The sequence below is a fragment of the Rhodococcus sp. IEGM1339 genome, assembly GCF_050321925.1.
GTDB classification, from domain to species: Bacteria; Actinomycetota; Actinomycetes; order Mycobacteriales; family Mycobacteriaceae; genus Rhodococcus; species Rhodococcus pyridinivorans.
The window spans coordinates 1-15,229 of record NZ_JBNQFT010000032.1; the positions used below are offsets into that span (position 1 = coordinate 1).

Consider the following 15,229-nt stretch of genomic DNA (forward strand, 5'->3'; position numbering starts at 1 on the left):
CGGTAGTCGGGGTGTGTGTGGTAACCACACCGATACCGAAGGTCCTCACCTATCTCGTGGCGGCACGCCGTTCACAACCTGCCTGGGAACTACACCTAGACTGCTCACCCATGGCCGGGAATCCCGCATTCGACCACCTCATCGAGTCGTTGATCGCCGCGGTGGGCCGACCCGCCTTCGACCGCGGCATGCGCTACGCCGATCGAGGCGCGGTCGTCGACTGCGGATTCGACGAGGACAATCTCGTCGGTTTCGGACGAATTGCCGGTACCCGGGTGTACCAGGCTGTCGTGCAACTCCACCCCGGACCGCGAGGACTCGAATTCGAGTACGGCGAATGCTCGTGCCCGGTCGGCTACGACTGCAAGCACACCGTGGCGCTTCTGCTTGCGCTGCTTGTCCCACAGGAGGACATGACCCCGGACACGCCCTCGTGGGAAGCACCGTTCGAAGCTCTCTTCGCGGACCACGAGACCGGTAGCGGCGTGCCCCTTGCCCTGCAACTGGCGTTGACACAGCGAACGCACGCTCCGGCGCCGATGCTCACCGCGCGGGTGCTGCGCCCCGGACGCACGGGATGGGTCTCCGGCAACATTTCGTGGCAGAACATCGCCTACACCTACGACGTGAACGAGCAACACCGGCAGTTGCTGCTCGAATTCGCAGCGCTGGTACACGCCTCGACACGGAGTTACTACACTTCCGCCCAGACCACCCTCGATCTGTCGGCGGTGTCGCCGCGACTGTGGTCGCTGCTCGACGATGCCCACCGCCTCGGGATCGAGTTGCGCTACGCGACGAAGAAGCACGGTGCGGTGCCGCCGCCAGGCACCGCCGATGTGCATGTCGACGTCGCCGATTCGGGTGACGGCCTGACCGTCACCCCAGCCCTGCACATCGGCGACGATTCGACCGGGACCGCCGTTGCGTTCATCGGCACCCCCGCCCACGGCGTCGTCTACCTCCCTTCAGGGGATCACGACGGCGGCGCGCCGGCAGATCTACCGTTCCGTCTCGCGCAACTCCGCAACCCCGTTGCCGCCGGCATGCAGCAACTGCTGCAGAGCAGCGGTGCGCTCACCGTGCCGGCAGATCAGGTGCCGCGGTTCGCGACCACCTACTACCCGCGTCTGCACCGAGCAGCGACCGTCACCTCCGCCGACGGCTCGTTCACAGCCCCGAGCGTCAGCGGGCCGACGCTCGTGCTGCACGTGACGTTCCATCCCCAGCATCGCGCCGATCTGCACTGGCAGTTCGTCTACACAGTCGGTGACGGCGAGTACACGGCCGAGCTGTACGAACGTCTCGGCGACACCGTCCGCGACCGCGACGCAGAGGACGCACTGCTCGCCGAGATCCGGCCGGTCGTCGCTCCGTTCGGCCTCGACAACTCCGTCGATGGGCGCCTGCTCTCGCATCTCACCTTCGCAGCACTCGATACGGCACGCCTGGTGTCCGAGGTGTTGCCACTACTGTCCGGCCGTGACGACGTGCAGGTGCGCGTCGAGGGCACCCCCGCCGACTACCGAGACGTCGGCGACAGCCTGCGCATCGGACTGTCCACCAAGGCCACCGCCGACTCCGACTGGTTCGATCTGGACATCACCATCGAACTCGACGGCACGACCATCCCGTTCCGCGAGGTGTTCACCGCACTCAGCGACGGGGCGGCGTATCTGATGCTGCCCGACGGGGCCTACCTGCCGCTGGACAAGCCCGAACTGCAGCAACTGCGCCGGCTCGTCGACGAAGCCCGCGCGCTGCACGAAGACGACGATCCGGATCGGTTGCAGCTGAGCCGATTCCAGGCCGGAATCTGGGAGGAATTGGCAGCGCTCGGTGTCGTCGACAAGCAGGCCGCGGCCTGGAAGAAACAGGTACAAGGACTTCTCGACGTGAAGGCCACAGCAAAGACCCGGGTGCCGAAGGCATTACAGGCGACGCTGCGGCCGTACCAGCTCGACGGATTCCGGTGGTTGACGTTCTTGTGGACGCACGGGCTCGGCGGAATCCTCGCCGACGACATGGGCCTCGGCAAGACCCTGCAGTCGCTTGCACTGATCTGCCACGCGCGCGCGAAGCGACCCGCGGATGCCCCGGTACTCATCGTCGCGCCGACCTCGGTGGTTCCGAACTGGGCTACCGAGGCACGGAGGTTCGCGCCGGACCTGCACGTCGTGGCGATCACCGAGACGTCGGGAAAACGCGGTGTGTCGCTGGGCGACCTGCTCGACGGCAGCGACGTCGTCGTCACGTCGTACACGTTGCTGCGCCTGGATATCGACGAGTACCTCGACCGGGACTGGTCGATTCTGCTGCTCGACGAAGCGCAGTTCGTCAAGAACCACCGGGCGAAGGCGTATCAGTGCGTGCGGCAGATCGAGGCACCACTGAAGGTCGCAATCACCGGCACTCCGATGGAGAACAATCTGATGGAGTTGTGGTCGCTGCTGTCGATCACGGCGCCCGGCCTGTTCCCTCATCCGACGAAGTTTCAGGACTACTATCGCAAACCCATCGAGACAGGCAGCAACCCCGAACTGCTGGTGCAGTTGCGGCAGCGCATCAAACCGCTGATGTTGCGTCGCACGAAGGAACAGGTCGCCACCGACCTGCCGGAGAAACAGGAGCAGGTGCTCGAGGTGGAGCTCGCACCGAAACACCGTGCCCTCTACGACCGGCAGTTGCAGCGGGAGAGGCAGAAGATTCTCGGGCTCGTCGACGACCTCGACAGCAACCGCTTCACGATCCTGCGGTCGCTGACCTTGCTGCGGCAGATGAGTCTCGATCCGGCGCTGGTCGACGACGCGCACGGCACAGTCGGCTCCGCGAAGATCGATGCGCTGCTCGAACAGCTCGACGACGTGATCGCCGGCGGGCACCGGGCCTTGGTGTTCAGCCAGTTCACCGGGTTCTTCGACCGGGTCCGGACACGGCTCGACGCTGCCGGAATCGACTACCTGTATCTGGACGGCAAGACCCGCAAACGCGGAAAAGTGCTCGAGGACTTCAAGTCCGGGGTGGCGCCGGTGTTCCTCATCAGCCTCAAGGCCGGCGGGTTCGGCCTGAATCTGGTGGAAGCGGACTACTGTTTCCTGCTCGACCCGTGGTGGAACCCCGCGACCGAAGCGCAGGCCGTCGACCGTACCCACCGCATCGGGCAGACCCGCAACGTCATGGTGTACCGGCTGATCGCCCGCGACACCATCGAAACGAAGGTGCGGGCGCTGCAATTACGCAAGGCGGAGCTGTTCTCGTCGGTCGTCGACGACGGAGAGATGTTCTCGTCGGCATTCACCGCCGACGACATCCGCGCCCTGCTGGCGTAGCTACGGTGCGTGGTCCTGGTAATGCCTGCTACCACACCACGCACCGACGCCTCAGCGCAGGTTCACACCAAGCAGCGCGTCGACCGCGTCGGCGAACAGACCCGGCGCCGATGCGTCGTCTCCCCCGCGCTCGACGGCGAAGGTCGCCCACCCGTCGAGGGCATCGAGGGCCTTCGGGGTGTCGAGGTCGTCGGCGAGGTGCTGGCGCAGGCGCGCGACCGTGTCCTCGGCGGAGGCGGCCGACGGCAGCGCCGCCGCCTGCTTCCACAACGCCAGTCGCGCCTCGGCGGCGGCGAGGACCTCGGACGTCCACGGACGGTCGACGCGGTAGTGCCCCGACAACAGCCCGAGCCGGATGGCGGCGGGGTCGACGCCCTCACCGCGCAGCTTGGAGACGAACACCAGATTGCCGCGCGACTTGGACATCTTCTCGCCGTCGAGGCCGATCATGCCGGTGTGTACGTAGTGCCGCGCGAAGCGCCGGTCGCCGGTGACGGCCTCGGCATGCGCGGCGGAGAACTCGTGGTGCGGGAAGATCAGGTCGCTGCCGCCGCCCTGCACGTCGAAACCGGAGCCGATGCGGTTGAGCGCGATGGCCGCGCATTCGATGTGCCAACCGGGACGGCCGTCGCCGAACGGCGACGGCCAGGCCGGCTCACCGGGCCGCTGCGCACGCCACAGCAGGGCGTCGAGCGGGTCGCGCTTTCCGGGACGCTCCGGGTCGCCGCCGCGCTCGGCGAAGAACCGCATCATCGTGTCGTGGTCGTAGCCGGACTCGTAGCCGAACTGCTCGGTGGCGTCGGTCCGGAAGTAGACATCCGGGTACTCGGCGTCGTCGACGATGTAGGCGGCACCGGAGGCGACGAGCTTCTCGACGAGTTCGACGACCTCGTTCACCGATTCGACGGCACCGATGTAGTCGCGCGGCGGCAGCACGCGCAGCGCCTCCATGTCCTCGCGGAACAGGGCCGTCTCGCGCATACCGAGGACGACCCAGTCCTCACCGTCGCGCTCGGCGCGTTCGAACAGCGGGTCGTCGACGTCGGTGACGTTCTGCACGTAATGGACGTCGTGGCCGGCGTCGCGCCAGATGCGGTTGACCAGATCGAAGGTCAGGTAGGTGGCGGCATGGCCGAGGTGCGTGGCGTCGTAGGGGGTGATGCCGCACACGTACATCGTTGCCGTGTCGCCCGGGGTGACCGGACGCACCGCTCGGTCCGCGGTGTCGAACAACCGCAACGGAGGCCCCTGACCGGGGACGGACGGGATCGCGACGTCGGACCAAGATTGCATGACTACGAGCCTAATGGAGTCGCGAAAGTGCTCCACGCGGGCACCCGGGCGTGCGGCAGGCGAACGGCCGCAGCCTCAGAAGGCGGGCCAGGGAATACGCCGGTCGCCGCGCGGATGCGGCATCACGGGGTGTTCGAGCAAGCGGGTGATCCTGCGCTGCAGGGCACGCACCTCGGTGGCGGTGATGTGCTCGCACAGTTCCTCGGCGAACCCACCGTCGAACCGGCGCAGCAGCTTGTCGAGGTCGGCGAGGAGAACCGGGTCGACCGGGTCGCCGCTCCATCCCCACAGGACGGTGCGCAGCTTGTCGTCCTGGTGCAGGCAGATGCCGTGATCGACGCCGTAGACGTGTCCGTCGAGACCTTCGAGGACGTGCCCACCTTTGCGGTCGGCGTTGTTGAGGACGACATCGAGCACCGCCATGCGTTGCAGGCGCGGATCGTCGGCGTGGGCGAGCACCACCTCGGCGCCGTCCAGATCGCGGGCACGCAGGATCGGCAGCCACCCCTGCGCGACCGCACCGGCCGGGCACAGGTCCACCAGATCCAGGCGTTCCGTTCCGCCCTGCGCGGAGTCGACCGTGTCGATCCAGCGCTGCACCATGCCGGGACCGTACGGGCCGTCGCGCAGCACGGTGAGCGGGATGACGTCCCAGCCGAGTGCCTCGGAGATCAGGTACGAGGCGACCTCGCGTCCGGCGAGGGTGCCGTCGGGGAAGTCCCACAACGGCCGCTCCCCGCGGACGGGTTTGTAGACGCACCGAACCTCGGTGTCGCCGAGCTGCGCGTCGCACACGAGGGTCGCGTTGCTTGCGTGTGCGATCTGCCCGACGACGTCGAGGTCGCCATCGGTCAGCACGCTCCGCACGTCCGGCGCCGTCACGCGGTCAGCTTTCTTCCTCGCCGAACCACGCGGCCGGATCGTATCCGGGGGTACGCAGGTAACCGTTGGTGCGGACGCAGATGTGTCCGTCGGCGCCGATCGGTTCGCCGCACAGCGGGCAGGGCGCGCGCCCGGCCGAGACGACGAGTTCGGAGCGGGCCGCGAATTCGCGGGCCTGCACCGGGGTGAGGAATACCCGCACCGCGTCGGGACCTTCCTCGGTGTCGTCGAGAACCACGGACTCGTCGAGTTCGGTGTCGGTGACCGCGAGCAGCTCCACCACCACCGATCCGGCGTCGGCGTCCCAGCCCAGACCCATGGTGCCGACCCGGAACTCGGCCTCGATCGGTGTCACCAACGGGCTGACGTCGACCTCGGGGTCGTCGGGGATCACGGTGCCGAAGCGGCGCTGTACCTCTTCGAGCAACAGCCCCATCCGGTCGGCCAGGATCTGCACCTGCTGCTTCTCCAGAAGCACGCTCACTACACGGGACTCGTGCACGGCCTGCAGGTAGAACACCCGGTCGCCCGGTTCACCGACAGTGCCGGCGATGAACCGATCAGGTGTTCGAAACACGTGTATCGCGCGGGCCATCACACCTCCTCGAGTCCCCACACTCTGCCATGACGGACACTGCCATTATCCGCGTGCCGTCTCCTGTCGGTGCCCCTGCGGTGGGTCGCCGGGTTCCTCGACCGCGCCGGGCACTTCGCCGCCGGGCACGGACTTGGGTTCGGACGGCCCGGCAAGCCCGGACAGGTCCGAACCGGTGTCGTTCACGCGCAGCACGAACGGCCGGGTGTCGGTGTAGCGGACGACGCTGATCGACGCCGGCTCGGCGACGATCCGCTGGAAGCTGTCGAGATGCGTCGCGAGCGCGTCGGCGAGGATCGACTTGATGACGTCGCCGTGGCTGCACGCGATCCACACGACGTCCTTGCCGTGCGCCTCGCGCAGACGCCGGTCGTGTTCGCGGATCGCAGCGACCGCGCGGGACTGCACCTGCGCGAGCCCTTCACCGTCCGGGAAGACCGCTGCGGAGGCGTGCTGCTGCACGACCGCCCACTGCGGTTCCTTGACCAGTTCCTTCAGTTCGCGTCCGGTCCACTGCCCGTAGTCGACCTCAGCGAGTCGCTCATCGACGACCGGTTCGAGTCCACGATCGGTCGCCAGCGGCTGCACTGTCTGCCGGCACCGCAGCAGCGGCGACCGCACGATCTCGGTGATCTCGAGCCCGGCCAACCGGGTGACGAGATTCTTCGCCTGGACGTGGCCGACCTCGTCGAGTTCGACACCGAGGGAACGACCGGCCAACACGTGCGAGGTGTTCGCCGTCGACCGTCCGTGCCGCAGCAGGATGACCGTCATGCGCCCAGCCTAGAGGTACCGCCTGTCGGCAGCCTCTCAGGTGGCGGAGACCACGCCGGTGGCGAGCAGTCCGAGCACGATCACGCCGAGGATCACGCGGTAGCCGACGAACCAGTACATCGAGTGGTTGACGACGAAGCGCAGCAACCAGGCGATCGCAGCGTAGCCGACCGCGAAGGCGATCACGGTCGCGACGAGCAACTGCGCCCCCGAGGCATTGAGCCCCTCCCCGGCCGGTTCGAAGGCGTCCGGCAGGCTGAACAGACCGGAGGCGACGACGGCGGGGATGGCGAGCAGGAACGAGTATCGGGCGGCAGCCTCGCGGGTGAGCCCGAGGAACAGACCGGCGGAGATGGTGCCGCCGGAGCGGGACACGCCGGGGATCAGGGCCAGCGCCTGCGCCGAACCCATGATCAGCCCGTCCTTGAGGGTGAGCTGACTCACGTCGCGCCGCTGTTTGCCGAAGTACTCGGCAGCTGCGATGACGATCGAAAACACGATGAGCATGGTGGCGACGAGCCACAGATTGCGGGCGACGGTGCGGATGTCGTCCTTGAACAGCACGCCGAGGATGCCGATCGGGATGGTGCCGAGGATGACGTACCAGCCCATCTTGTAATCGTGGTCGGAGCGGTGCTCCTTGTGGAACAGGCCGCGGAACCAGGCCCGCAGGATCCGCCAGATGTCCCCGGCGAAGAACACCAGAACGGCGGCCTCGGTGCCCAACTGGGTGACTGCCGTGAAGGACGCGCCGGCGTCCTCTCCGAAGAAGATCTCCGAGACGATCCGCAGGTGGCCGGACGAGGAGATCGGCAGGAACTCCGTGAGGCCCTGCACGATGCCGAGGACGATCGTCTGCAGCCAGGTCATCGATTCGCCGATCATGCGGCGACCCCCGGCACGAAGGCTGCGGTGGGGACGGATCGGTGGTCGCGGATGCAGGGAGCAGTTCTCACTCGGCGAAGGGTACGTGGAACCCGACCGGTCGGCGCGCCGGACGCTGCCGCGCGCCTGTTGCGCATTAGGGTGCAGTACCAGGGTCGTGGCCGAGCGCGGCGACGTCCCGTCGTGTCGGGAGGAAACGCGGACGGTTATGGAATACAGGACAGTCGGTGCGAGCGGCCTGCGGGTTTCACGGCTCGGCCTGGGCACCTTGACGTGGGGTCGTGGAACGGACGGCGACGAGGCCGCAGCCCAGTTGTCGGCCTTCGTCGATGTGGGCGGCACGCTCGTCGACACCTCCCCCGCCTACGGGGACGGGGTCGCGCAACGGATCCTCGCCGAGCTGCTCGACGACGTGGTGCCCCGCGACCAGCTGGTGCTGTCGGGCAGCTCCGGCATCGACACCACCACACTCGGTTCCGGCCGCGTGGACTGCTCCCGCTCGGGCCTGCTCAACCAGCTCGACGCGACCCTGCGTGAACTCGGCACCGACCACCTCGACGTGTGGCAGGTTGCGACGTGGGATCCGCACACCCCCGTCGACGAGGTGATGGACGCCCTCGAATTCGCCGTCACCAGCGGGCGCGTGCGATACGTCGGGGTGCGCGGCTATCTCGGCTGGCAGCTCGCGACCGCCGCGGCCGCGGCCCGGCGCCCGGCGCCGCTGATCAGCACGCAGGTCGAGTACTCCCTGCTCGCCCGCGGCGTCGAGGACGAGTTGATCCCCGCCGCGGCCCACCACGGCGTGGGTGTGTTCGCGGCCGTGCCGCTCGCCGGCGGTGTGCTCACCGGTAAGTACCGGTCGGGGGTGCCGGCGGATTCGCGCGGCGCCGACGACGTGCACACCGAGGAAGTGCGCCGTTATCTCACCGAATCCGCGGTGCGCGTGGTCGACGCGGTCGCCACGGCCGCCGACGGGCTGGGCACCTCCCCGCTGGCCGTCGCGCTGGCGTGGGTGCGCGACCGACCGCACGTGGCCTCGACGCTCGTGGGTGCCCGGGATCTCGCGCAACTGACCGGAGTGCTGGTCGCGGAGGAGTTGGCGTTGCCGCCGGCGATCGCCGCGGCGCTCGACGACGTGAGCGCGTGATCTCCGCGACACCGCCCGCACCCTGCCCTTATCCGGAAGGTTAGGCTAGCCTGCCGAGTACATTCGGTACAGGCAATGTGAGGGGAGGTCGGTCGATGGCCACGACCGAAGTCGTCGGATTCGCCGAACGGATCCGGCTCGAGACCCAGCAGGCGCACAGTGACACCGAGAACTCGGTGTTCGTCTCGGAACTGCTCGGCGGCAAGCTGTCGACCGAGGCCCACGCCGCGCTCATCGCGCAGACCTGGTTCGTCTACGACAGCCTCGAGCGGATCGGCCGCAGCTACGCCGACGACCCGATCGCCGGTCCCTTCCTCAGCGACGAACTGCTCCGCACCGCCGCGCTCGAAGCCGACCTCGACTTCCTCGTCGGCTCCGACTGGCGCGACCGCATCACGCCGCTGCCCGCAACGGTCGCCTACGTCGACCGGCTCGTGCAGGTCGCGGCGGTGTCCCCGGAAGCCTTCCTCGCGCATCACTATCTGCGCTATCTCGGCGACCTGTCCGGCGGCCAGATCATCCGCCGCATGCTCGAACGCGCCTACGGCTACGAGCGCGACGGGTTGCGCTTCTACATCTTCGACGGGATCCCGAAGACCAAGCCGTTCAAGGACGCCTACCGCGCGAAGCTCGACGCCGCACCGCTCGACGGCGACCAGCAACAGACCGTCATCGACGAGGCGAACCTCGTGTACGGGCTCAACGGTGCCCTGTTCGCCGACCTCGCGCGCGATATCGACCGGTATCGGGTGCGTGCCTGACCGATGTTCCGTTCCCTCCTCCGCCTCCCGGTCGCGCTGATCGCAGTGCTGGGTGTCCTCCTCGTCGCCGCATGCAGCGCCCCCACCACCGACGGCACGACCGTCACCGACGTCGCGACCGGTCCGCGCACCGCCGTGGTCGATGCCGAACCCGAGCCGATCACCTCCGACCCGGCACCCGCGCTGCCGGCCACGGTGCGCGGCGTGGACGGCGTCGAGACCACGATCACCGACATCTCCCGGATCGTGGTGGCCGACCGCTCCGGCACCCTGGCGCAGACCGTGTACGCCCTCGGACTCGGCGACAAGCTCGTCGGCCGCTCCACCGCGTCCTTCCCCGCGATCCAGGACGTCCCCAATGTCACCCCCGGCGGGCACGGTCTCAACGCCGAGGCGATCCTCGCGTTGAACCCGACCGTCGTGCTCACCGACACCTCCATCGGTCCGCTGGCGGTGCAGGAACAGATCCGCGCGACCGGCGTGCCGGTGGTGTTCGTCGACCCGGAACGCTCCCTCGACACCGTCGCCGACGACATCGACGCGGTCGCGGCCGCGCTCGGTGTGCCCGAGGCCGGCGCCGCGCTCGCGCAGCGGACGCTCGACGAGATCGCCGCGGCGAACGACTCGATTCCCGCCAACCATCCCGAACCCACCGTCGCCTTCCTCTATCTGCGCGGTTCGGCGATCAAGATGCTCGGCGGCCCCGGATCGGGGGCCGATGCGCTCGTCACGGCCGCCGGTGGTCGCGACGCCGGCATCCTCGCCGGCCTGGACTCGCAGTTCGTGCCCATCACCAGTGAGGCGATGATCGCCTCGGCGCCCGACATCATCCTGGTGATGACGCACAGCCTCGACTCGGTGGGCGGGCCGGAGGGGCTCTCACAACTCCCGGGGGTCGCGCAGACCCCGGCCGGGAAGACGGGCACCATCGTGGACATGGACGATTCGACCCTCCTCAGCTTCGGTCCGCAGACCGGCAAGGTCCTGGCCGCTCTGGTGGAGGCGTTCTACCCGTCGGACCGGTCGTGATCACAGGATGTCCGTGAGCGGAGAAATCACCGAGGCCACCGGCCTTCCCGAGCAGGCACTGCGGAAGGCCGGACGGGGACGCACCACCGTCGTCCTCGTCGGTCTCGTCGTTGCCCTGCTCGCCCTGGCCGTCGCGTCGGCGTGCCTCGGACAGGTGCCCACGAGCCCGGCCGAGGTGGTCGGCAGTCTGCTGCACCGCATCGGGTTGGACCTCGGCCCGGTGCCCGCGCATCCCGCCGGGGAAGTGACCTTGTGGGAGGTGCGCTTCCCGCGCGTGGTGCTCGCGATGCTCGTCGGTGCCGCCCTCGGTTGTTCCGGGGCGCTGTTGCAGGGCATCTTCGCCAATCCCCTCGCCGAACCCGGCGTGATCGGTGTGTCCTCCGGCGCCGCCGTCGGCGCGTCGGCGGTGATCGTGCTCGGCGGCGCATTCACCACCGGCTGGGCGCTGGCCGGCGCCGCACTCGTCTCCGGTCTGATCACCACCGTGCTGGTCTACGCGCTGTCCCGATCGAACGGACGCACGGAAGTCGTCACGGTGATCCTCACCGGCGTCGCCGTCAACGCCGTCGCCGGCGGGCTCATCGCGTTCTTCACCTTCGTCGCCAGTCCCGCCGCCCGCGACCAGATCGTGTTCTGGCAGCTCGGCAGTCTCGGCGGAGCCACCTGGGACATCGTCGCGGTGGTCGCGCCGCTGACCCTGGCCGGTGTACTCGTCGCGGTCCTGCTCGCCCCGAAACTCGACCTGCTGGCGCTCGGCGAGAGCGTCGCCCGGCATCTGGGTGTGGACGTCGAACGCGTGCGGCAATTGTCGATCCTGGCGGTCGCCGTGCTGGTCAGCGGCGCCACCGCCTTCACCGGCATCATCATGTTCGTCGGCCTGGTCGTTCCGCACCTGATGCGCCTGGCTCTCGGCCCCGCCCACCGGGTGCTTGTCGTGGCGAGTGTGCTCGCCGGCGCGGTCGTCCTGCTCGCCGCCGACCTGGGGGCGCGCACGCTGGTCGAGAACGCCGACCTGCCGCTCGGCATGATCACCGCCCTCATCGGTGGCCCGGTCTTCTTCCTGATGCTGCGCCGCACCCGCGCGAAGCAGGGTGGATGGGCATGAGGCTGCTTCCCCGCTCCCTCGGAACCCCGGACGCGGCCGTCCCGGCCCGCTCGGCACCGGGCACCGCGACGATGCGCGCGGTGGCTGTGCGACTGCGGCGCGGAGAGCGGGAGATCCTGCACGGCGTCGACTTCGAGGTGCGCACCGGTGAGGTCGTCGCGCTCGTCGGCCCCAACGGGGCGGGCAAGTCCACCCTGCTCGCGGCGTTGTCCGGCGACCATCCGATCAGCGGCGGCACCGTCGAGGTCGAGGGCCGTGCCCTCGAGCGGTGGTCGTCGATCGCCCTGGCGCGCCGCCGCGCCGTGCTACCGCAGCAGCACACCGTCGGTTTCCCGTTCACCGCCCGGCAGGTCGTGCGGATGGGACGGGCCGCGTGGGCGCGCACCCCCAGACAGGGCGACGACGACCGCATCGTCGCCGAGGCGTTCGGGACCTGCGACGTCGCCCATCTGGCCGACCGGCCGTTCCCCGCGCTGTCCGGCGGTGAACGCGCCCGGGTGGCGCTCGCACGGGTGCTGGCCCAGGACACCGAGACACTGCTGCTCGACGAACCCACCGCGGCACTGGACCTCGGCCACCAGGAGGCGGTCATGCAGGTCGTGCGGGCCCGCGCCGACGACGGGCACGCCGTGGTCGTCGTGCTGCACGATCTCGGGTTGGCCGCCGCCTACGCCGACCGCGTCTGCGTGCTCGAACAGGGACGCATCGTCGCCGACGGCGCACCCGGCGACGTCCTCACCGAAGAGCTCCTCGGCCGCGTCTACCAGTACCCCGTGGCGATCGGCCGCCACCCCGAGACCGGCACCCCGCTCGTGTTGCCGCGACGTCCGAACCGCGACCGGTCCGCCTCGGCGCAGACCTGAGCAGCAGATCACATCCGGCCCGTCGGACGACCCACTGATTTCTTCCCCGCGACCGGCATCAGGAACACTGAAGGTCGGCGCGCCGGGCGCCGGAGCACGTCCGGCAGGTGCGAATCGAATCCGAGGACGAGGAGCAACGATGGGCAGAGCGGGGATCCGAGCGGTCACGATGGTGGGCGCGATCGCGATGGTCGTGCTGGCCGGCTGCTCGTCGGAGAGCACCCCGGACGTGCTGCAGACCATCGAACCCGCCACTCCTGCGGCCGCCCCCGAGGTCGGCCCGTCCCCTGCCGGCGACGTCCGTCCGCTCGACCTGCAGGTCGATGCGCTGGTCGTCGAACCGTCCACGGGTACCTTCGCCGCGCTCGTCGACGACGGAGCACGGGTCGCGTTGTTCGACGACACGGCGTTCGACGGTCCCGGGACGGAACCGCGCCTGGTGGGCTTGCCGTCGTCCGCCGCCACCGTCGTGACCGGCCCCGAGGGCAGTGTGCTCACCCCCGTGTCCGGGGCCGTGCTGCGCATCGACGTCGCCGACGGCACCATCACCGAGGTCCCGGTCGACGGCAATGCCACGTCGGCGGCCGTGCTGTCCGACGGCCGCTGGGCCGTGGGCACCGACAACGGCCGCGTGCTCGTCGTCGACCCCGAATCCGGCGAGGTGGCCACCACCGTCGGTGGCCTCGCCTCCGTCGACGCCCTCGCCGTCACCGGTGACGCCGTCGCGGCGCTCGACCGCCGGCAGACCTCCCTCACCGAGCTCGACCTCGCCGACGCCCATCTCGGGCCCGCGCTGCGTGCCGGCGAAGGTGCGACGCAGCTGACCACCGACCCCTTCGGACGCGTCGTGATCACCGACACCACCGGCGACGAACTGCTCGTCTACACCCTCGACGCGATCGTCCTGCGGCAGCGTTATCCCGTCGGGCCCGCCCCGTACGCTGTGACCTACGACGAGACGCGGGACCTGATCTGGGTGACTCTGACCGGCAGCAACGAGGTCGTGGGCTACGATCTTTCGACCGGGATCCCGCGAGAACGCCACCGCTTCGCAACGGTGCGGCAACCGAATTCGATCGCCGTCGATCCGGCCGATGCGGCACTGGTGATCGCGTCGGCAACCGGTGACGGACTGCAACGGATCCCGATCGAAGGACAGTGATGGCGAACGAGCGACTCGGCCGGTTGACCCGGATGCCTGTCGGTTGGGACACCAGCAACGACGAATACGAATACGTGCCGCTCAAGCTGCCCCGGGACGTGTCCCGGGTGAGCGCGTCGATGCGTCTGGCGATCTCCGCCGAATTCCACGGCTGGGAACTCACCCGGGTGCGTCTGTATCCGGACGGGAGCCGGCGGGTGCTGCTGCGCCGCCGCAAGACCGCCCATCACGTCCCCGAACCCACCGTTGGTTGATAACAGATCCCGGACCGTCGTGGACCGGGCTTGCAGGGAGTAGTTCGTGTACCGCTATCTTCTTCGGCTCATGTTCCTGTTGCCGCCGGAACGAGCCCACCACCTCGCCTTCCTCGCGATGCGCTGGTCGACTCGCTTCGGGCCGCTGCGCGCCCTGGTGGCGAAGGTGCTCGTCACCGACGACCCCATCCTCCGCAACACCGTCTTCGGCGTGCAGTTCCCCACGCCGGTGGGCCTGGCGGCCGGTTTCGACAAGGACGCGACCGGTGTCGACGTGTGGGGTCCGCTCGGATTCGGGTTCGCCGAGATCGGCACCGTCACCGCCCAGGCACAGCCGGGCAATCCGCAGCCGCGACTGTTCCGCCTCCCCGAGGACCGGGCGATCGTGAACCGGATGGGATTCAACAACCACGGTGCCGGGGAGGCCGCCAATCGACTCCGGCAACGCCGCCGCACCGTTCCCATCGGCGCGAACATCGGTAAGACGAAGGTCGTGCCGGCCGAGCAGGCCGCCGAGGACTACACCGAGAGCGCACGACTCCTCGGCCCACTCGCCGACTTCGTGGTCGTCAACGTCTCCTCCCCCAACACCCCCGGCCTGCGGGATCTGCAGGCCGTCGAGTCGCTGCGCCCGATCCTGGCCGCGGTGCTGGACACCGTGACGGTGCCGGTGCTCGTGAAAATCGCCCCGGATCTGTCCGACGAGGACGTCGACGCGGTGGCCGACCTGGCACTCGAACTCGGGCTCGCCGGCATCGTCGCCACCAACACCACCATCCGCCGCGACGGATTGAACACTCCGCAGAGCCGCATCGAGGAGATCGGCGCGGGCGGCCTGTCGGGCGCCCCGGTCGCCGAGCGGTCCCTCGAGGTGCTGCGCCGACTGCGCGTGCGGGTCGGCGATCGACTCACCCTGATCTCGGTGGGCGGCATCGAAACCCCGGAGCAGGCGTTCGAGCGCATCCTCGCCGGCGCGTCGCTGGTCCAGGGCTACACCGGCTTCATCTACGGCGGTCCGTTCTGGGCGCGGCGCATCAACCGCGGCATCGCCCGCAAGCTGCGCGCGCACGGCTACCGCTCCATCGCCGACGCGGTGGGCGCCACCGCACGGGTCTGACCTGCAACGGACGGGGCCCGGGTCGCATTCGAC

Annotated in this window: 14 protein-coding genes; 9 read left to right on the forward strand and 5 right to left on the reverse strand. The window is 69.1% G+C overall.

Features of this window, described 5'->3' with window-relative positions; translation table 11 throughout:
* Nucleotides 1-110 precede the first annotated feature (110 nt).
* On the forward strand, nucleotides 111-3,329 hold the full coding sequence (locus tag ACQR3U_RS21510) for a DEAD/DEAH box helicase (RefSeq protein WP_230811423.1): 3,219 nt from the start codon (nucleotides 111-113) through the stop codon (nucleotides 3,327-3,329).
* A 51-nt stretch (nucleotides 3,330-3,380) separates the two neighbouring features.
* On the opposite strand, the gene mshC is transcribed toward ACQR3U_RS21510, so the two are convergent.
* The 5 genes from mshC to ACQR3U_RS21535 form a co-directional block, all read right to left on the reverse strand.
* Nucleotides 3,381-4,622: a cysteine--1-D-myo-inosityl 2-amino-2-deoxy-alpha-D-glucopyranoside ligase gene (gene mshC / locus ACQR3U_RS21515; RefSeq protein WP_230811424.1), complete on the reverse strand. Its 1,242-nt coding sequence runs from the start codon at nucleotides 4,620-4,622 to the stop codon at nucleotides 3,381-3,383.
* Between the two features lie 75 nt (nucleotides 4,623-4,697).
* On the reverse strand, nucleotides 4,698-5,504 hold the full coding sequence (locus ACQR3U_RS21520; protein WP_200360090.1) for an SCO1664 family protein: 807 nt from the start codon (nucleotides 5,502-5,504) through the stop codon (nucleotides 4,698-4,700).
* A gap of 4 nt (nucleotides 5,505-5,508) precedes the next feature.
* The gene (locus ACQR3U_RS21525) at nucleotides 5,509-6,099 is read right to left on the reverse strand and encodes a DUF3090 domain-containing protein (RefSeq protein WP_230811425.1); all 591 of its coding nucleotides are present in this window, start codon (nucleotides 6,097-6,099) and stop codon (nucleotides 5,509-5,511) included.
* 45 nt (nucleotides 6,100-6,144) lie between these two features.
* Nucleotides 6,145-6,873, reverse strand: coding sequence for a histidine phosphatase family protein (locus ACQR3U_RS21530; RefSeq protein ID WP_019289330.1), 729 nt, complete (start codon nucleotides 6,871-6,873; stop codon nucleotides 6,145-6,147).
* 36 nt (nucleotides 6,874-6,909) lie between these two features.
* Entirely contained in the window at nucleotides 6,910-7,755 is an 846-nt protein-coding gene (locus ACQR3U_RS21535; RefSeq protein WP_174556291.1) for an undecaprenyl-diphosphate phosphatase, read from the reverse strand.
* Nucleotides 7,756-7,966: 211 nt separating this feature from the next.
* Between ACQR3U_RS21535 and ACQR3U_RS21540 the strand changes: the two genes are divergently transcribed.
* The 8 genes from ACQR3U_RS21540 (at nucleotide 7,967) to ACQR3U_RS21575 (ending at nucleotide 15,196) form a co-directional block, all read left to right on the forward strand.
* Nucleotides 7,967-8,905 carry an aldo/keto reductase gene (locus ACQR3U_RS21540; protein WP_006551962.1) on the forward strand — a complete coding sequence of 313 codons (939 nt, stop codon included), beginning with the start codon at nucleotides 7,967-7,969 and terminating at the stop codon, nucleotides 8,903-8,905.
* A gap of 95 nt (nucleotides 8,906-9,000) precedes the next feature.
* Entirely contained in the window at nucleotides 9,001-9,666 is a 666-nt protein-coding gene (locus ACQR3U_RS21545; protein WP_006551961.1) for a heme oxygenase (biliverdin-producing), read from the forward strand.
* Between the two features lie 3 nt (nucleotides 9,667-9,669).
* On the forward strand, nucleotides 9,670-10,695 hold the full coding sequence (locus ACQR3U_RS21550; RefSeq protein ID WP_230811426.1) for a heme/hemin ABC transporter substrate-binding protein: 1,026 nt from the start codon (nucleotides 9,670-9,672) through the stop codon (nucleotides 10,693-10,695).
* 7 nt (nucleotides 10,696-10,702) lie between these two features.
* A complete protein-coding gene (locus ACQR3U_RS21555) occupies nucleotides 10,703-11,800 on the forward strand; it encodes a FecCD family ABC transporter permease (protein WP_121208744.1) in 1,098 nt (365 codons plus the stop codon).
* On the forward strand, nucleotides 11,791-12,663 hold the full coding sequence (locus ACQR3U_RS21560) for a heme ABC transporter ATP-binding protein (protein WP_372477739.1): 873 nt from the start codon (nucleotides 11,791-11,793) through the stop codon (nucleotides 12,661-12,663). The genes ACQR3U_RS21555 and ACQR3U_RS21560 overlap by 10 nt, the downstream gene beginning before the upstream one ends.
* A 139-nt stretch (nucleotides 12,664-12,802) precedes the next feature.
* Nucleotides 12,803-13,825, forward strand: a complete 1,023-nt coding sequence (locus ACQR3U_RS21565; RefSeq protein WP_064060331.1) for a hypothetical protein — start codon at nucleotides 12,803-12,805, stop codon at nucleotides 13,823-13,825.
* Nucleotides 13,825-14,079 (forward strand): DUF5703 family protein, encoded by a 255-nt coding sequence (locus ACQR3U_RS21570; RefSeq protein WP_006551956.1) that lies wholly within the window; start codon nucleotides 13,825-13,827, stop codon nucleotides 14,077-14,079. The genes ACQR3U_RS21565 and ACQR3U_RS21570 overlap by 1 nt, the downstream gene beginning before the upstream one ends.
* Nucleotides 14,080-14,125: 46 nt before the next feature.
* A complete protein-coding gene (locus ACQR3U_RS21575) occupies nucleotides 14,126-15,196 on the forward strand; it encodes a quinone-dependent dihydroorotate dehydrogenase (RefSeq protein ID WP_006551955.1) in 1,071 nt (356 codons plus the stop codon).
* Nucleotides 15,197-15,229: the final 33 nt, after the last annotated feature.